Origin of the sequence: Geothermobacter hydrogeniphilus (genome assembly GCF_002093115.1) — a bacterium.
Classification (GTDB): Bacteria; Desulfobacterota; Desulfuromonadia; order Desulfuromonadales; family Geothermobacteraceae; genus Geothermobacter_A; species Geothermobacter_A hydrogeniphilus.
Map to the genome: position 1 here is coordinate 70,840 of NZ_NAAD01000011.1, position 20,318 is coordinate 91,157.

5 protein-coding genes are annotated in these 20,318 nt (G+C 60.1%); 1 reads left to right on the forward strand and 4 read right to left on the reverse strand.

Features of this window, described 5'->3' with window-relative positions; all coding sequences use genetic code 11:
• Positions 1-16: 16 nt before the first annotated feature.
• The gene (locus tag B5V00_RS09805) at positions 17-3,421 is read right to left on the reverse strand and encodes a PAS domain S-box protein (protein WP_139800724.1); all 3,405 of its coding nucleotides are present in this window, start codon (positions 3,419-3,421) and stop codon (positions 17-19) included.
• Between the two features lie 262 nt (positions 3,422-3,683).
• On the opposite strand from B5V00_RS09805, the gene B5V00_RS09810 reads away from it, so the two are divergent.
• Positions 3,684-4,337, forward strand: a complete 654-nt coding sequence (locus B5V00_RS09810) for a YceH family protein (protein WP_085010613.1) — start codon at positions 3,684-3,686, stop codon at positions 4,335-4,337.
• A gap of 56 nt (positions 4,338-4,393) precedes the next feature.
• On the opposite strand, the gene B5V00_RS09815 is transcribed toward B5V00_RS09810, so the two are convergent.
• The 3 genes from B5V00_RS09815 to B5V00_RS09825 all read right to left on the reverse strand — a co-directional run bounded on the left by B5V00_RS09815 (position 4,394) and on the right by B5V00_RS09825 (position 20,048).
• A complete protein-coding gene (locus tag B5V00_RS09815; protein WP_085010614.1) occupies positions 4,394-4,852 on the reverse strand; it encodes a hypothetical protein in 459 nt (152 codons plus the stop codon).
• A 146-nt stretch (positions 4,853-4,998) separates the two neighbouring features.
• Positions 4,999-15,075, reverse strand: a complete 10,077-nt coding sequence (locus B5V00_RS09820; protein ID WP_085010615.1) for a DUF2341 domain-containing protein — start codon at positions 15,073-15,075, stop codon at positions 4,999-5,001.
• The gene (locus B5V00_RS09825; RefSeq protein WP_085010616.1) at positions 15,051-20,048 is read right to left on the reverse strand and encodes a CxxxxCH/CxxCH domain c-type cytochrome; all 4,998 of its coding nucleotides are present in this window, start codon (positions 20,046-20,048) and stop codon (positions 15,051-15,053) included. The genes B5V00_RS09820 and B5V00_RS09825 overlap by 25 nt, the downstream gene beginning before the upstream one ends.
• Between the last annotated feature and the right edge of the window lie 270 nt (positions 20,049-20,318).

Sequence of the window (20,318 nt, forward strand, 5' to 3'; positions counted from 1 at the left end):
CCGGTGTCACGATCCGCTAGCCGGATTTGCTTCCATCGAGCAGCCTGCGGATACCGTCGAGAAGTTCCAGGGGCGCAACCGGCTTGAAAATAATATCAACCTCCCCTTCTTCAATCCCGTGATCCTCCAGTGCGTCGAACGTGTAACCACTGGTAAAGAGGATCCTGACTGCGGGATCATGTTTGCGAATTTCCTGAAAGAGTTCCAGCCCCGTCATCCGCGGCATGATGATATCGGTCAAAACCAGGTCAATTTCACTTCCCCGCTGCCGGTAGAGATCCAGCGCTTCCTGTCCATCCGCGGCAACCAGAACCTTGTACCCAACCTCTTCCAGAACCGCCCTGGAAACCTGCCGCACGGCATCGTCATCTTCAACCACCAGTATCAACTCGGAACCACCGACCGGCAGCAACCGGGCCGTCTCTTCCGCCGCCGTCCCGTCATGCTCGGTCAACGGCAGGTAAATACTGAAGACCGTTCCTTTGCCTGGCTTGCTTTCAACCCGGATATGCCCGTGATGCTGCTTGATAATCCCGTAACTGATGGAAAGCCCGAGACCGGTCCCGCGACCCACCTGCTTGGTGGTGAAAAAGGGGTCGAAGATCCGATCAACGATCTCTTCCGGAATCCCTTCTCCGTTATCTGAAACCGTCAGTCGTACATAATTGCTGGGCGCACCGAAGCCCTGCTGCCGGACAAAAGACTCATCGATGACAAGAGCTTCACTGCGAATTTCCAATCGCCCGCCTGACGGCATGGCATCCCTGGCATTGGTCGCCATATTGACCAGCACCTGCTCCAGTTGCGGCTGATCGGCAAGAACCATCAGCGTCTCTTCACAGAGCCGCGTGGCAAACTCGATGGTTTCGGGCAGCACCCGTCGGAGCATGGTTTCGATGCCGCAAATCGCCTGGTTGATATCGATCGCCTTCGGCTTGGCCACCTGCTTGCGGCTGTAGGTCAACAGTGAATAGGTCAGGTTGGCGGCTTTCTCCGTCGTATCGAGTATCTGGTTGACGATCACGCCCATCTCGCTGTCACGGGCCAACTTCAACTGCAGAATGCTGGCATACCCCATGATGGCGGTAAGAATATTGTTGAAATCATGGGCAATGCCCCCCGTCAGGGTCCCCAGGGCCTCGACCTTCTGAGCATGACGCAGCTGTTCCTGCAGTTTCTGGTGCTCGGTGATATCGAGAATCGCGCCGACAATACCGTAGGGGGTTCCATCCTCACGCATAATGACCGCTTTGTGAATGATCACTCCGTGGCGACAGCCGTCGGCATAACGGACTTCGGTGTGGTAGACCTGGGTCTCTCCGGAGCGCAGCAATTCCAGGTCGGCCTCTTCATAGACCCGTGCCAGGTCTTCCGGGGCGATGTCGTACATGTTCTTGCCGACGATTGCCGATTTCGGCAGAGCAAGGATGTCGCGGGCGAAGTAATCATTGCAGCCCTGATAAATCAGCTCGGTATCCTTGTAGTAGATGGGAATCGGAATCGTGTCGATCAGGCGCTGCATCAACGCGTCATGCTGGCGCAGGGTCATCTCCGTCTGGCGGCGGGAAATGCCGATGGCAAGGATATCGGCTGCGCCGGAGAGAAAGGCCTCTGACAACACATCCCGCGGCCGACCGGTCGGCAGGTAGACCGTCAGGACTCCAAGCAGTTCGTCGCCGGCCAGCAGGGGCAGGACATTCTGGTCCTGTTTCGGGTTGTTCAGCAGGCGGGCAAAGGGTTCCTCAAGCTGTTCGCCGAAATAGGCACGGCATTCAGCGGCAACCTTGCCGCAGAGATGTTCGCCGAACCGAACCCGGGTACAGACATCGCGTTGTTCCGCCGTGAAATGATAATCAGCCGCCAAAAACATTTCCCGACCGTCACCGGTACAGAGAAAAATCCCCCCCTGAGGCAACAGTCCGAGCCAGGGCGCGAGGACAATCTGCCGCAAGGACTGTTGCAGAAACTCCTGCAGGGAGATCGGCTCCAGCGCCAGCCGCAGCAGAGCGTTGCGAATTTCCTCTTCGCTCGCCTTGCGTTCCAGCAATTCGGCCTGTTGTCGTTCGGCGGTGATATCATGACCGATGCTGAGGATCTCCCGCACCTGTCCAGTATCATCCTCGATGACCTTGTTGGTCCAGGCGATCCAGACCCTGCTGCCGTCACGACAGAGATTCTGATTGACGTTATAGCGGTAGTCCTCGGGACGCAGCAGCAGCTGTTCCAGCATGCGTTTGAGGTTTCGTCCCGAATCATCTGTCACCGGGACGAAGGTTTCCCAGGCCGGACGACCGAGAACCTCCTGGCGGTCGAAACCGAGCAACCGTTCGGCAAATTCATTGAAAAAGGTGACCCGTCCCTGCGGGTCAAGGCGCAGGATCACGCTGTTGGCGTTTTCAACCAGTTCCCGGTAGCGGCTTTCACTGCGGGTCAGGGCCTCTTCAGCCCGCCTGCGCTCCTGCTCCCGGGCAAAAACCCCGAGGGCATAGGAGGTATTCTGAGCCATCTCCTCGAACAGTCCGAGCGTGCCCCCGTGAAAATAGCCGGGCGTCCCGGCATAGACAACCAGAATCCCTTCCATCTCGTCGCCACGCCGCGACAAGGGGAATGCCGCCAGGGAAAAAAGTCGGTAGTGTTTCAGGATGTCCCGCCAGGGAAGAAATCCCGGTTCATCGAGCAGGCTGTCGATCACCAGCGGACGGTTTTCAATCGATGTCAGGCTGCCCGGGACCGGCTCGGAACAATCAATGTCGAGAAAAAAATCATGGATGGCCGCCAGGGCCTCTCCCGCCCAGGCCAGAGGTTCTATCCGGGTTGAGCCGTCCTGGCGGAAACCGATCCAGGCCAGGGGGATCTCTTCCTGACCGGCCGCGATTTCACAGATCGTCTGCAGCAGGGCACCCTCATCACGGGCGTGCAGCAGGGCATGGTTGACACGGGACAGAACGGCATAGAGATTCTTCAGCCGCAGCAGCTCACGCGAGGCCTCCTCATGAGCGGTGATATCCCGCCCTTCGGCAATCAGGTAACCGACCTCGCCGTTGGAATCGAAGACCGGATTGAGGGAAAAATCGATGTAATGACGCTGCCCCTGACCGTCGACATGACTGGTTTCAAAACGAACGAATTCCCCCTGGCAGGCAGCCCGGATTCCTTCCCGCAGTCGATGCTGCTCTACCGGGGAATGGGACCACCAGGGGGTTTCAACGAAAGGAAGACCGACCACGTCGGCAAGTTCGGCACCGACAAGCCTCAAGGCCGAGGAATTGGCGTCGGTGAGAATACCGTCACAACTTATCGTTCCGGAGAGTTGAAAGGTGCCGTTGAACAGAGCGTGATAACGACGCTCTTTTTCTTCGAGTTCCCGCAGCCGCTGCTGAAGGTCGGGAGAAACTGACTCTGACGGCGGAGTCGAACTCAACGGATTCCCTCTACTTCGAAAACCTGCCTCCGGCACCGGGGACGGCGACAGGTCGAATGACACCCGTGGACTCCGGGCAGGGGCCAGCTGACATCGCGGTTCCTGTATATTGTGGAATCAGTGAACCACGGCTTCCGGATATTAGCAAAAAAAGCATGGTCCCGCAAAAAGAGTTTCCCTACCATCTGTCCTTTTCGCTAGCATAGTCTGGATATTCTGAACAATCTCCACTCCGACCGATCCGCAGACAGGAGGCACCACCATGCTTCGGCAACTGAATCCGATTGAAATCCGCGTTCTCGGCTGCCTGGCCGAAAAAGAACTCGCCACTCCCGACTACTATCCCTTGAGCCTCAACGCTCTGGTCAATGCCTGCAACCAGAAATCAAACCGCGATCCCCTCATGCAGTTGAACGAAGAGGATGTCGCCGAAGCGATCGAAACCCTGCGTCCGCTCGGACTGGTGATTCTCTCAGGCGACGGCGGCCGAGTCGCCAAATACGCCCACAATCTGGACGGCAAATTCAACCTGGTTCCGGCAGAACTGGCCATCCTGACAGAGCTGCTGTTGCGCGGAGCCCAGACGCCGGGCGAACTGCGACAACGGGCGAGCCGCATGCACTCTTTCACCACGCTGGCGGAAATCGAGGTGGTTATCAACGAATTGCTCGATCGGGAAGCTCCCCTGCTGACGCGTCTGCCGCGACAACCGGGGCGAAAAGAACAACGACTGACGCAGCTGCTGGCGGGGAAGCCGGACATCGAAGCCGAACCGACAACCGACGCGCCTGCCGTTCTGCAGGCACGTGACAGCCGGCAACGGATCGACAACCTTGAGCAGCAACTTGCCGACCTGCGCCGGGAGCTGGATGAGTTGAAGAATGATTTTACGGCATTTCGCCGGCAGTTTGAATAACCTGAAGCCGTACATTCAAGGCGACAGGGGGCAACACGCGGCGTGGCCGACAGAACTCACTTCTGCGTCAGGACCGCGGAGCTGAGATTGAAATAAGCGACCTTGAATCCATCCGGTTCATCGGCCAGATTCAGGGTCAGTATCGCATCCCCTTTACGGTAACGGGCCTTCACCGTATACCTTACCTGGGTCTGGTTTCCCCCACCGGCTGTCGGCAGGGAATCAGTCTGGACAAAAACCGGCTCTTCCATCGACTGCAGTTCGCCCATCTGGGAAAAAATCTCGATAATCCGGGAAAACTTCTCCGGGCTGAGGGACGCCAGGGTCTGCTCGGTCATCAGGCCGCGGATGGTATCGGGATCCCACTGCGAAATCTCGGGAACAACTTTTTTCACGTAAGGGACAGCCTCGACGGCATACTTGCTGACCTGATGCTGCTTGTAGACTTTGACCCCAACGATACCGCTGACAACGGCGACAACCCAGACAAGCAGGAAAATAATCAGTTTTTTCAAGGAACTTTACTCCGAAAAAAGGGGCGCCAGGCCCGAATAAGTCTCGATACGGCGCGCCGTCCGGCAGCCCGATCTTCTTTATCGGCTCAGCATAACATGAATCGCCCCCCTATCGGTCCAGGAAATCATCCCCGACAGATTCGTTATCATTCAGCACAGACCCCATCGCCGTTGATGAATGCCGGTGTGGTGGCTTCGGCAATGTTGCTGAATTCACCGAATGATCTGATTTCAGGAGGTCCCGAATCATCAGTGCGCCAGGCACGCAACTGGTATCGGTAGGTGCTTTCCGGCTCAATCGCGAGCGTATCGGTGAAATTCGAGACCCCCGCCGGCAGTTCGGCGATCGGCACGAAGCGGCCGGTCAGACTCTGCTTGTAAAGCAGGAAACCATCTTCGTCTCCCCCCGGCGGCGTCCAGTCAAGACGAATCATCCGGGAATTGACCGGCGTCGCCGACAGGTCCATGATCCCGCCGGGGTCGGTCCGCACCAGGGCCTCCCCGCTCGGTCCGCTCTGCCAGGCACCGCAGGTCGACGGTTTGGTCGCCCGCACCCGGTAACGATAGTCCTGCGACGCGGCTGCCGATCCGTCAAGATACTGCCGGGAACCGGCCGTAACCGTTGCAACGACACTGTATGAGGGGCAGCTGGATTCGAGGCAACGTTCGATGATGAACGACGCGTCCTCGTCGGCATTCCAGTCCCATGTCAACTGCACACTCCCTGCCGTTGTCGCAGCACTCAGACCGGAAGGTGCCTGTGGAGTCGGAGTTGCGGCCCAGACATCCTCGCTGCTGTAACCACTCTGCCAAAGGGTGGTAAACGTGTAGCAGCTGCCGGTCGATTCTTCCGTGCCGAGGCTGACGACGGCATCGTCAACCGCGGAACGAACCTGCAGACTGTGAATCACCACATCATGAGATGCCTGATGAACAGCCAGTCGCAGGGTTGCATCCTGGTTGTGAACGGCATCCAGCGAGGTGTCCATGAGCTGTGTCCATGCCTGGTCGGAGCTGTTGCGCACCAGGTAACGACTGCCGCCCGCCGGATTCAACACGATACGCAACTGGTAATCGGTATAGGCGTAGTTGAAGAGCGGGTTGGGGTATTTGATCCCGCTGCCGTTGTAAATAACAAGCCGTCCGTTGTTAAAATGAAAGCCGCTCGCCAGGCTGGAATAATAATAGCTGGTGGTCTGGTCCTTCTCCCAGCCGAAGGCAAAGTAGTTGAGACCGTCACTATCACCCGGCAGAGTCAGTTCGGCATAGAGTTCAAGCCCTGCCGAACGCTGGAATGTGGCCGTGGAGATCAGGGCCGACGACCAGGCATAGCTCGCCTGCAGATCGTAGAGATGCAGACCGTTGTCAGCTTCAAGATAGTTGTTGGCATCGAGTTCCACCCAGTCGGCGGGGTTGAGAAGCTGCCCGGTGAAATCCTCACGATAGAAAACGAATCGGTCTCGGCGCCCGGCGTCGACGGCGTTCGGATTCCCGTAATAGAGGTCGATAGCGGCATTGTTGCCGGTTTCAAGCAGCACCCTGGCCACCGCGTCGGTCTGCCCCGGCCGCAGAACTTCGACAATCCAGTAGGCCAGTTCCCGCCGCGCGGTCCGGTCATAAAAACGCAGGTCGGCAAAATCGCTGCGCATGTCACTGTCGTAGGGAACCGCAAGCTCGACCACCGAACCGGGGACGAAGGCATCAAACGTGAGCGGGACGCGTCGACTCCAACACCCCCCGGCGGCAGCTGACAACCCCTCGCCGAGAGACTTGAGCCGATAACTGTAACTCGCCCCGGCGCAGGCCGTGTCATCGGTAAAACCGGTGGCGCCGATGACCGCTGTTCCAACCGGAACAAAGCTGTCCTGGCAGGGATGGCCGCTGCAGCGCTCCACCAGGGTACCGGTAGCGGTCGGAGCATTGTTGTCCCAGGCCAGGTCGATCCGCGTGGTATTGATGGGGATTGCGCTGACCAGCTTCGGTGGCTGAATGGACGCGGCAATTTCAATCGGTCCCTGATAGCCGGTCTGCCAGCCTCCGTTGCAGACGGCCGCCTTGACCGCCTTGACCCGGTAGTTGTAGGTGCTGCCGGGTTCGAGTTCATCGTCCCGATAGCTGAGCACCGTCGCTGATGAGGTCAGGTCGGCGATGGGGGCGAAGTTACTGCAGCCCACCCCGATGCATCGTTCAATGACAAATTTATCTTCATCCTGATTGGTATCATTCCAGCCGAGATCGACCTCCACCTCAGAAATTCGGACCGCGGAAAAACCGGTCAGCTCGGCAACCGCCGCGGTCGTGGTTTCAAGATAGACCCACCCGGTATCCCAAAGCGGCTGCCCACTGCTGCGCCGGGCCCGCAGCCGGTAGCTGTAGGTTTGACCGGGGCAGAGGCTCGCGTCGCTGTACGCTTCGCTGTCCGGCACCAGGGTGACATCCAGGGCGGTAAAATTGGCATCGAGCGATCCGCAGCCGGCCAGGCTGCCGTCACAGCGCTGCAACTGGTATTCAGTTTCGGAACCACTCTTGTCCTGCCAGGTGAGATCGACCCAGGTGGTTCCTCCGGCGGCGACCGCAAACTGGTCCGGCAGCGGCGGGGCCAGGGTTGCGGCTGTCGCATCGCTCGCCTTGCTCCAGCCGCAGCCGCCGGCGACGCTCTTGGCGGCCGTCAACCGGTAGGCGTAGTCGGTAGCCGGGTCAAGCCCGGTATCGAAGAAGCGGTAGGGAGGCTGATTGAAAAACTGGCGCAATTCAGCCGCATCCAGAGACCGGTCGTAAATGGCGACTTCATCGATCCGACCGACAAAAAAGGTGCCGGTCGCGTTGGCGCGCTTGCCGATGACCAGCGCCGCGCTGGATCCATCGTAGCCGATCAGCGTGGTGCTGAACTGATCTTCGGCCGCCACCCCGTCATTTTTCATCAGCGTGCAACCGACACCGGGCGTGAAGGTTACACTGAGCAGTTGCCATTGGTTGAGATCGACCGCCACCCCGGTCGAACGTCGCCCTTCTCCGGTGTCGATGTACCAGACACCGTTGCGATGGCTGAGCCCCCAGTCATAACCGCCGTTCTCGCTGCTGAACAGATATCGATAGTAGTTGTCGCTGACGGTCGGATAGGCCCAGACGCTGACGGTCGCTCCGCCGCCGGTCGCGGTCTGATCAAGCAGCAACGGTGTCTGCACGCTGCTGCTGCCGTTGAAACTGCCGGCCCGGTCGAAGCGACCGGCGACAGTGGTTGCCGTTCCGGCCCGGCTGCCGTGATTGCCGTTGCCGGAAGCGTCGAGGATCTCTCCGGCACTGCCGTTCCAGTCCGGTTCATCCATGTGAAGCAGCAACCGGGCACCGCTGAAACGCCCGATCTCGGTTGGAGAGGCACAATTGAAACCGGTTCCGACGCAGCGTTGCAGCAGATATTCATCGCTATCACCCTCGCCCCCATCCCAGGCCAGTGAAATCTCCGATTCGGAAAGCCCGGCGGCGGCAAAATTCAAGGGGGGAGCGATCGTCAACGCCTGCCGCTCTGCCGTCATCCAGCCGCTCTGCCAGATCGGGGCGCTGTCCCGTTCGGAACGCAGGCGATAGGTATAGGCGCTCTCGGCACAGACCGTCAGATCGGAATAGTTCAAACTGCCCCCGGGCAGGGTGACCGACGGACTGAAATCGGAGAATTCTGCATCCTCGTCACAGGCGCTGCCGAGACCGCTGCAGCGTTCAAGGGTCAGCAGCGTCTCGGTGGTGGTCGCCAGGGACCAGTTCAGATCGACCCTGGTGGTTCCGACCGAGTTGGCTGTCAAGCCGACGGGAGCGGACACCGGATCAGTGCTGACCGGCGTCGCAATTTCAACCAGGGGGCCCGACGAAGCGCAACTGTCACTACGCAGGGCCCGCACATTGAAACTGTATTCACTTGCCGGATCAAAGGTGCCGAGAGTCAGAGAATAGTTATGGAGATAACGATCCTGCACCTCCTGCGCGCTGAGCGGGCGCTGATAAACGACGACCTCGTCAATGCGACCCTCGAAATGATAACCGCTGTAGGTACTCGACGCGCGCCGTCCGATCACCAGATCACTGGTGCTGGCGTCAAAACCGATATTGGTGGTGGTGAAGACATCCGCGGGACTCAAACCGCCGTTTTTATAAACCCGTACCCCGCTCTGCGGATCGAAGGTGACCACCAGCTGCTGCCACTGGTCGAAATCGACCTTCAGCCCGGTGCTGTAGCTGCTATTGCCGGTAAACACCATCCAGTTGTTCAGGGATTGAACCAGCGACCAGTCATAACCGCCGTTCTCGGTACTGATCACATGGCGCTGGCTGTTGTCGCGCCGGGTCGGATAGACCCAGACTTCGAAACTGGCCCCGGGACCGGAGGCACTCTGATCGAGGTGCAGCGGTGTCTGCAGGTAATCATCATTGCCGTCAAAAGCCCCTGCCCCGCCCGAATGCCCGCCGGCGGCAACATTGAGACCATTGTAGGAAGTCGCGTTCCGGGCATGCCCCGAAGAATCGAGGACATCGGCGGTGCCGTTGTTCCAGCCGGCCTCGTTCATCCGCAGCCAGAGCAGATCCCCTTCGGGCAGACCGCTGACGGTGCTGAGGGTGAAATCACTCGGCTGGCTGCAGCCGCCCGCGGTGGCGCACCAGCCGACCTCGAAACGATCGGCATCGGCCCACGGATAGGACCACTGCAGGCTGATCTCTCCCTCGGATACGCCTGTGACCGAGAGGGATGACGGGGCCGCCAGAGCCGGCACGTCAACTTCCACGGCCGCGCTCGGATCTGATTCTCCCCATCCGGGGGTCTGCAGTGCCGTCACCCGGTAGCGATAGGTCTGCCCGGAACAGGTCGTGGTATCGAGATAGGTGTCGTCCGCCGGACCGAGACTGTTGTCGAGAGTGATGAAACTGCCGCATCCCGACCCCTCACAACGCTCGACCTTGAAACCGGTCTGGGTTGTCGTCCGGCTGACCCAGCTGAGCCGAACCCGGCTGTCCCCCTCGACCTGTACCTGCAGATCGGGCGCCGGAGGCACCGTCCGAACCTCAAGGCCCGACGATGGCGCCGTCGGCCAATCGGCGGCACAGCTGCCGGCACGGTCGGCCCGCACCCGGTAGGTGTAATCGCGATTGACGTCGGTGCCGGAATCATTGAAACGGGCGAGTCCGTGCTGATACAGGGTTGCAGCCTCGGAAAGAGAGAGCGGCCGGTTGAAGACCGCCACCTCGTCGACCTGCCCGAGGAAACTCCGGCGCTGATAACGATCCAGAACCTCGGCAGCGGTCAAGGGCCGGTCAAAGACCGTCACCTCGTCAACCAGTCCCTTGTAATAGGCACTGTTGCTGCCGGCATCCCTGCCGATGGTGAAATAATTGGAAGTGCCGTAACCGATGGACTGCGGGGTTGAAGGGACGCCGTTCTTGTAGAAAATAACCCCCTTGTCGGGATCGAAAACCGCGACCAGGTGCTGCCAGCGGTTGAGATCGACCGTCCCGACATAGATCAGGCTGTTGCCGGTGGCGACCCGCCACTGATCATGGTACTGCAGGATTCCCCATTCATTGCTGTTGTTGTCCGTGCTGAGCAGGTGCCGCCAGCTGTAGCTTGAAGTATCGGTCGGATAGACCCAGGCCTCCATGGTCACCCCTGCGGAGGAGGCGGACTGATCGATCAGCAAAGGCGTGGAGACGTAATCATCGACCCCGTCGAACTGCCCGGCCCGACCGGAATGGCCGGCGGTGGTGTCTGCCCCACCATAGGAGGTCCCGTCAAGCCCTGCTCCGGAGCTGTCGATGACACCGGCGCTGCCGTCACTCCAGCCGGCTTCGTCCATGTGCAGCTGCAGCAGCGTCCCGGCGGGATTATCCTGATACCCGACCTGCAGCGGGGCGCTCGATGTGTCGAAACCGATGCCGGGATCACTGAACTGGTCACTGCCGTTCTTGAAGAAGCTGACCCCGCCCTGCGGATCAAAACTGGCCACCACCTGCTGCCAGGCACCGACATCAACGGCGATCCCGGTATCGATCGGTCCGGATTCTGCCCCGGTGTTCAATTGCCAGGTGGTGCCATCATGCAGCAGGCTCCAGTCATTACCGCCGTTATCGCTGTCGAACAGGAAAAACTGGCCACTGCCGGCATCCGGTTTGACCCAGGCGGCGAAGGCGGCACCCGAGGATGCTGATGACTGGTCGATGGTCAGCGGTGTACTGACCCGGCTGTCATTGGCGAAATTCCCCGACCGGCGGTAGCGGCCGTAGGGGACTGTGGCGGCGGCCACGGACCGGCCGTGGTTGCCGTTGCCGGAGGAATCGACCACCTCGCCGGCAAGACCGCTCCAGGCGCTCTCATCCATGCGGTAAAGAAGCTGCACGCCCGCCAGGGACGGAAGAGTGGCCAGGGGGGTGAAGGACGTGTCGGAGCAGTTGGCGGCGATATCGTCGCAGCGTTCAATCAGGAATTGCTCTTCGGCGGCGGTATTATCCTGCCAGGAAAACGCGACACCAGTCTCACTGACACGGTCGGCGGACAGCGCCGAAGGCGCCTGAGGGTGCTGCGGGGCGACTCCGGCGGTCCCGGTCGGCTGGCTGTAGGCGGTCGACCAGAGACCCGGTTTGCGGGCGAACACCCGGTAACGATAGACATCACCGGCACAGGCGGTGCTGTCAACATAACGACCCAGTCCGGTAAGGCTGTCGACAACTGTCGCGGCGTCAACGGTAAAGCTGGTCACGGTACTGAAATCGCAACCGCTGCCACTGCAGCGTTCGATCACGAACTCGTACCCGCTCGCCCCCGGGGTGTTGTCGACCCAGGTCAACAGGATATCCGATTCGTTCTGCAGAACGGCCGTGAGCTGCCCGGGAGCAACCGCGGCGGCGGTCTGCACCGACACATCGACCCAGCGCGAAGCGTCACCCGAAGTCGTGGTGCTGCGCAACCGGTAGCAGTAGCTGCTGCCGATGTTCAGTCCACTGTCAAAATAGCTTTCACTGCCCGCGGGCAGGTCGGCCAGTGCGACAAAGCTGCCGGGAGATTCACAATCACCGAGGGCCCGCTGCAGCTGGAAACCATCCTCGCCGGTAACGATATCGAACCAGTTGAGCTGAACTTCGGAATAGAGCTGGGTTGCCCGCAGGTCATCCGGAGCCTGCAGCACCGGACTGGGAAGACGAAAAACCAGCAGGTCGAGATCCCCGTTGCCGTTCAGGGTTGAACCGGCCACAAAGGTTTCCCCGACCCGGTTGGAGGTCACGGCAACCGGGGTATCATCCAGACCATCGGGGCTGTCATAACGGGTGGCGGCGACAACATCACCCAGGTGGTTCCACTGGACCGCCAGCATATCATCCCCGCCGCCACCGCTGACAGTGGCGATCAGGGTGAGGATGCCGCTGCGGTCGATACTCATGGCGGTCCCGATTTCGTCATCGGGAAGATCGAGACGGTGACGCCAGATCTCCCGGCCGCCGCCGGCACCATCACCCGCTGGATCGAGCCGTACCAGCAGCAGATCGTGGTTGCCGGGGGCGGTCAGTACGGTCCCCCCGAGCAGCAGCGCGCCATCGGCCGGGTCGATGGCGACTCCGACGGCGGCATCATAACCGGCGGCAGACCCGTACCACTGCTGCCACAGCAGTTGCGCACCGGCGACCCCGGTGCCGTCGGGCAGTCCGTCTCCTGCCCCGGAAAACTTGGCCAGATAGATATCGCCGTCACCGGCATTGCGTTCCGAGGTCGCGGCGACGTACAGATCACCGGCGGCATCGACCGCCAGATCCACCACCCGGTCACTGCCGGCGGCGGGGCCGTCAAGAACCGCCTGCCAGATCAGGCGCCCGTCGGTTCCGTCATAACAGAGCAGCAGCAGATCGTCACTGCTGCCGTTGAAACTTCGGCCGACGACGAAAATCCTGCCATCAGGCGCGAAGGCGACCGCCGCCGGAAAATCTTCTCCCCCACCATCCCAGGGCTGAGCGGCCCAGGCCCGATTGCCGTCGGGATCATATTTGAGCAGGTAGACATCGTCATTCCAGGCGGCATTCTTTCCATAGCCGATGACAGCCGCCTCATCCAGCGGGTTGCCGGCAACGGCAATCGCCAGCGACTTGTCGTCATCCCCGGCGGGCCCGTTGTACTGGTCGGTCCACAGGGGGCTGCCGCCGGCGGCGGGGTAACCAAGTGTATAGATATCATTGGTGTTGCTGGCCCCGCCACCCCAGAGCGAGGCATAACCGGTCACCAGCGGTCGGTTGCGGCTGTCGACAACGATGGCGGTCGCCGCATCTCCCTGGTTGTCGCCATCGTTGTAGCGGGCCTGCCAGAGTTCAGCCGAGGGATTGTCGCGGTCAAGTTTGATGGTCAGGTAATCGTAGCCTTCCAGGGGACTGAAGGTGGTCCCGGTTACCACCGGCTGCAGATCGGGTCCGCAGGCGATCGCCGCCGGTTCATCATCACCGCCGGCGGCACCGGCGAAACGGTACTGCCAGGTTGGTGGATCGTAGCTGATCAGCGTGGTGCGGGCGCTCGCCTCGTTGCTGTAGGGCGAGGCGCCGACCCCACTGCGAATCGCCTGAACCCGATAGAAATAACGGGTGTCACCATTCAACCCGGTATGTTCATAGCTGTTGACCGAGGACGGCAGACTCGCCACCGGCGTGTAAATGCCGGTGGCGGTACGTACCTCGATACTGACGGTTTCGGCCGACGGATCATTGTTCTGCCATTGGAGATGGATCTGGCTGTTGCTGACCACGGTCGCCGCAAGAGAGGTCGGCGGATCAACACGACCGGCATCGTAACGCAACGCCAGCAGGTCGATATCAGGATTCCCGGCGCTGCCCTGATCGCTCCAGCCGGCAACCAGCAGATCGCCGTCCGGAGCCAGGCCGACACCGACCGGCCGGTCGTTGCGACCATTGCCGTCATAGACCGTCTGCCAGAGGAAGGCACCGCTCTGCCGATACTTGTACAGGGTAATGTCATCGAAACCACCCTGGGCGTCATTGCTGTAGCCGAGGACATAGAGATCGCCGTTCGAACCGGCAAGCACCCTGACCGGAACATCATTGTTGCCGTTGCTGCTGTTGCGCAGATCGGACCACTGCATGACTCCTGCGGCCGAATAACGGGCCAGGTAGATATCAAAGGCAGTGGAGGTGGTAAAGCTCCGGCCGGCGATAAAGATGTCCCCGGCAGCCGTGACCGCCAGGGCCAGGCCCTCATCCTCGAACCCGCCATCATAATGATCCACCCAGACGGCCGGACCGTAGACGGCCGGATATTTGATCAGAAAGAGATCCCGCCCGGAAGGATCGCTGCTGCCCGCCACATGACCGAGCATCACGACATCACCATCGGCATCGACGGCCACGGCATTGCCGCGTCCGTTGCCGCTGTCGGTGTAACGCTGCGCCTGCGGCCAGAGCGGGCTGCCGGAATAATCGACCTTCATGGTGAAGACATCGAAATCACCGGCGACGGCACTTTCACTCTCGCCGGTCAGGGCCAGTCCGTCAACCCCGGCGGCCAAAGCCGTCAACCGATCATGTCCCCCGGCCGGTCCATTGTAGAGATACGTCCAGAGCGGCTTGCCGTCGGCCTCGGGCCCATCGGGTGAAAACTTCATTATCAGGGCGTCATCTTTGTTTCCCTGGCCCTGGACATAACCGCCGACGTAGATATTGCCGAGCGCGTCGAGAACCACCGCGGTCGGATAATCGTCTCCCCCGGAGGGGCCGTCATAGATATGCCGCCACATCAGGGTCCCGTCAGTGCCGCGATACCTGGCGGTCAGAATGTCAAAATCGGAGCCGTTGTGAACATAACCGGTGACGATAATATCACCGCCGGGAGCGATCGCCACAGCAGTTGCCGCATCCTCGCCACCGGCATAATCGTAACTGACCATCGGCCAGGCCGCGCCGCTGCCATCCCCTTTGACCTTGAGCAGAACCAGATCCCGACCGGCCGCGTTGCTGCTGCCGACCAGCACCAGGTCTCCGGCATCATCAACCACGGCATCTGCAGCCATCTGGTCAGCGGCGAGAGATTCAATCCAGGGCCATCCGAGCCGCAGTTCGCCGCCGGCCGCGACGACGGAGGAACAGGTTCCGACAACCATCAGCAGCACGACGAAACCATGCAGAATCGACAACCGCCGGCGGAACATGACCGATTTCAACACTCCCCCCCCTACCATGGCGTCACCTGGTTCCATTGCTGATCCTTGTAATTGCTGTAGGTCTCGGTTCCCCCTTTGGCTCCGGGTGACTGGTGACAGGGCTGATAGCGGTAGCGCAGGCGCGGGAAATGGCTCTGCTCATCGTACCAGCCCGGCTCGACACCACCGCTTTCGAGTTCACCGCGATGTTTCCAGTCCAGGCAATTGGTCCGCATCAACCTGGGCAGACCGGAGCTGTGCGGTTGATGGCATTTGGCGCAGGGGAAACTGTGTTCAGCATTGCTGCCCCACCCCTTGACCGCCTGATGAACCCGGTCGCGGCTGCCGAAGGGTTGGCTCTTGTCCATGCCGGCGGTCAGGTTCTGCTGCGGATGACAGCCGAGGCAGAGGCCGGCGAACTGCTGCGGCGACTCACTGATATGGGTACGGTTGGTCAGGTCGCCAAAGGCCTTGCGGTCGATCTGAACATGACTGCTGGTCAGTTGCGGCTGGGCCGAACGCGGCCTGACATCGGTCTGGGGATGATCTTCCTTGTAGGGATCGGTCAACCAGGTTCCCTTCAGCAGCGGGACCCCGTATTGCTGGTCACTGCCGAGGGTCGGGCTGACACCGTGCGGGTCGTGGCAGGCGGCGCAGAGACCGTTGACCTGTCGCCCGGCCGGATTGTCCAGCGGTGGCGACAGCTTGCTGAAATGTCCGCTGATGCCGGTCTTGCCGGCCATGAACGCCCAGCGGCCCTTGACGCCGTTGTCACCGCCGTCGAAACGGGAGGAGTCCCGATATCCCCGGATCGGCTCACTGGCACCGAAGGTCGATTCAAATCCCCAGGGCTTTTCACCGGCGGTACGGGTCTCGTGGCAGTCGAAGCACTGGCTCGCTCCCGGGTTGAGCTGACTTAAAGCGTTGCTTTCCGCCTGCGCCCGGTAGGTCACCGAATAGCCTCCCTTGCCGGCCTGGGTTTCCTTCAAATTGGCGCCGCCATGGCTGCCGTCGAAAGTCACGTAACTGCTGGTGATGCCGGTGGTGTAGGAACCGTGCGAACTGTGACAATCGAAGCACTGAATATTCTGGCTGCCGTCGCGGGTATTGGGCAGGGCTTCATCCTCGCCGGTGGCCGGATCCCAGCCCCCCTGGTTGGCAACGGCGTTACCATGGGCCGAAAAAGCCTTGGTCAGCTGTTTGTCCGCCAGTCCAGGACCGCTGTACTTGCCCCAGAGGGTGGTGCCGGTCTGCAGGTAGCGGGCGGCAATGCTGGTGCCGTCCCAGGCATACTGGCGGGGAGTCTTGCAGTCACCGAAGGGCTCGGTCAGATTGTTCTGGTCCGAGTGACAACCGAGGCAGTGCAGGCTGACTTTACCGATTTCCTGCCGTTCGTCGACAGTACCGATGGCGGTGGCGGAGAACTGGACAGCGGTGACGCCGTCCTGGTAATCGGTCGGGCGGGTTCCCGGTCCCCAGATCACCAGATCGACCGGTGCATTACTGATCGAGGTATAGGTCTTGTTGTTGTAACCGGAGTGATGATCGCGGTTGATCAGTCCCTCGGGCGTTGCTTCCCAGTGACAGGCGTAACAGTCACGATTACTGATCGGCCTGCCCTGGACATGATGCGACTGACCGTTGAACTGACGCATGACGTCCATCCGTCCGTTGATCACCCCGTCGTGGCACTTGGTGCAGTCACGGGACTGGCTGAAAGCAGTGTGAGCAATTTCGGGCTTGTTCAGATGACAACTGTTGCAGGCCTGTCCGGAAGCGTGATTGTCCCGGAAACTGTGCTCGTGGCAATTGGTGCAGGGCCGCCCGGAATTGTGATCATCACCGAAATCTTTCTGGTAATGGGCGGTGCTGTCGTGACAGACATTGCAGATGCCGTTGAAGGGCGGCAGGCTGCGAGCGAAATCCTTGCCGCTCAAGGTACGGGTGAAACTGACCTCGGCCCGGGTCTGGGGAATACCGTACACACCGTCGGTGGTCGTCGCCACCTTGTTCTGAATCATGTAGAGATTCTTGTCTCCATGCGGGTCATGGCAGTCCCAGCAGAACTTGCCGCCCCCCCAGACACCTTCCGAGGTGTACTTGTCATAATGCTTGTGACCGAAGTGGGTTGACCCGGCCTTGCTCGAGCCGGCGATGAATCCGGTCCCCGGATCATAACCGATACGGTAGGGGTTCTGCGTCGGGTCACCGTTCCAGGTATGACACTCGTTGCAGCGATTGTTGCTGTCATCATCATGACACTGCAGACAGACACCATTCATGATGTACTGACTGCGGACATCGGCCTTCTGCTGCGGGGTCCAGAGACCGGCTCCGGTCTTGTGCCGGGAGGCGTCGTCAGGATGGCAGAGGCTGGTCACGCAGGACGTCGAGCCATCGGTGAAACCGGCATGATCCTGACTGAAGGGCGGGCTGGTAATGGTCGCCAGTTGCGGCGCCAGGCTGTTGGCGTCGTTGTGGCAGCCGAGGCACTCATTGTCGGTGCCCTCCATGTGACAGTAAACACACTCCTTTTCAAAACGTTTACCGAACTGCTGATGCAGTTTCAGCCGGAACGGATTGTCCGGCGTCTTGTGCAGCACATCCTGATCGTGACAATACCAGCAGGGATTGCCGGGAAAATCGGCCGCCGCGTTGCCGCTCGGGTACGGACCGGAGGCCGCCGGCCGCCCATGCCCGCTGGTGACCCATTCATCCATATTGATGCGCGCCCGGATCCCGTTGAAGCTGCCGAAATCATCGACATCCGCCAGCGTGGTTCCATGACAGGTGAAACAAAGGACTTCGTTGTCGCGCGAATCCCCCCACTGGGGATCGGACCCGGTATGGCAGGCGGTATTCGAACAGCGCTTGGTTGCCGGGTCATAACTGCCGCCGTCCTTGAAGACGACATCCTTGACCTTGTTGACATGAAAGGAGGCATTGACGTGACCGACCTCGGTCATGCTCCCCTGCGGAATACCGCCGTCATGACAACCGGCTGTCTGGCAGGAACCGACCACGGTATTGGCGTGACAGTTCTCGCAGGAAAAATTGGTCTGCAGGTGGCGCAGGTGAGAGTTGGCGCGGGCGGTGCCGGGTCCGCCGTTGGCATACATCGGCATGGCCGACTTCCACTGTTCTTCAGGAGGAAAGGCGGTTCGCCCGTCGCTGTGGCAGGCGGAACATTCGCCGTCGGGATGTCCGTGACAGGTATTGCAGTCGGCGTGTTTGCCGAGATCCCAGGCGAAATTGCGAACCTCGGGATTCACCGTGGTACCGTCGGAATGGCAGTAGATATTGCTGCAGACCTTGCTCTGGGAATCGTAATCGGGACTCTGCAGGCCGTCGATCGCCCAGCGGGAGTCAAACACCACATCCTTGCTGAAATTGACATGCCGGCCGAGGTCGCGGATCTGACCGGAGGCATCGACCGTATTGGCGTGACAGTATTCGCAGGGGTACTGCCGGATCCAGTTGCTGCTGGCCAACCGGTCATGGGCATTGCTCTGCATTTCGACGGCATCCCCGATGCGGCCGTTGTGGCAGTCGGAACAGGTCGTCGGCTGGCTGTCGGACCAGGCGACATCCCGGTTCGGCGGGCCGCCACGGCCATCACTGTGACAATAGGTCAGATCGCAACCGCGCCCGGACGTATTGTAACTGCCGCCGACGGAAGCTGCAAAGACCACATCCTTGCTGCCGTTGAGATGTTTCGCCGGGTCGGCGATGCTGCTGTCGGTCTGGGCGGTGGCGGCATGACACAACGCGCACTGAAAATCATAAGGCGTTCCGGTATGGCGGCCATGACGGCCGCTCAAGGTCGTTCCCTGTCCCCCGCCGTCATGACAGGAGGAGCAGTTCTGAGCTGAACCTCCCCAGACCGGGTTGCGATAGACGGTCACGCCGTCAAAAGGTGACGCGTTGCTGTGGCAGGAGAGGTTGTCGCAGCTGCTGTAGGCGGGTGTGGTCTGGTAGCCGTTCTGTTCGCTGAAACGACTGGTTTCATCGCCATCGTCATAAACTGCGCCATCCAGACGGGAATCACCGGGATCGAACCGGACTTCTGAAAGACCATTGTTGTGGACCGATGTCTTATGGCAGGCCGAACAGGCAAGCGGTTCCATAACGGTGGTGCTGCCGGCATGGGCCGGGTGACTGTTCCATTGCGGCGGAATGTCATGACAACCGGTGCAGCCCGGTTTGAAGGCATTGCTGTGCTGGTGGCAGCCGATGCAGTCTTCGCGATTGTGGTGATCCGTTCCCCCCGGCTGTCCGCTCAGATCAAAACGGTGAACATCGGTCAGGGTATGACAACCTTCGCAGATGCGATTGGAACTGCTGCCGTCAGCACGGCTGTCATCGCCGAAGTCAGCCGACCCATTGACCGTGCTGGAAAAACTGACCTGCATTCCGGCCGCCTCGATCGGCAGTTGATCGGTGGAATCAGGATCATTGACCCGAAGATCCTCGCGGATCATCTTGATATTGACCGTCTGCCGGGAATGACAGGTTTCACAGGTATAGCGTCCATATTTTCCGCCTTTCACCCCCCAGCCGCCGGCCGCCGACCAACGGGAAGAACCGGTCGATCGACTTGAATGGATCAGCGGGTTGTAGGGGGCAAGGCCCGTGTAGGTCTGAACGATATCGGCATTGTCGGGATCACTGAGAGTGACCCTCACCCTATAGCTCAGGTCATTGCTCAACCCGGTGATCGTGTAGCCATAGGGACTCGCGTGGTGGGCGAGCTGGACACTGCCCAGGGGCGTACTCCAGTCCCCCCCTTCCTCGATCCACGCGATCAGAACCTGGTTGTCGCCGTTGTCATCCCCGGTGTACCCCAGGGACAACGTGATCGACCGGTTGCCAGGTGTCAGCAGCCAGGTATCGGCACTGCTCTGCGGCGTGGCAAAGGCCACTGAAGGGATGGCCAGCACTAGAAAAAGCAGGCCTCCGATCAACAATCGACAAACCTGCTCACAGCTTACGTTGAAAAACGGCCTCTGCCGCATCATCTGAACGTCCATCCGAACCCCTGACGACCAATTGTACTATTTAATTAATTTACAGGCATGAATGAAATGCATTTTACATACCTAGCCCCCATTTTCTTTACCAAAAAATAGGGATAACGATCCACCTGTGAAAAACAGAACACTTAAGCACTTTTAAGTCTTGGGAATCGGAGGGAAGGCAGAGAGGTGATAAAAATTGAATCCATGATCACCTGTGAAAAACTGGACACTAAAAGGATTTTTAAAACCATGAATCAGAAAGACCGGGAAACAACAAAAGAA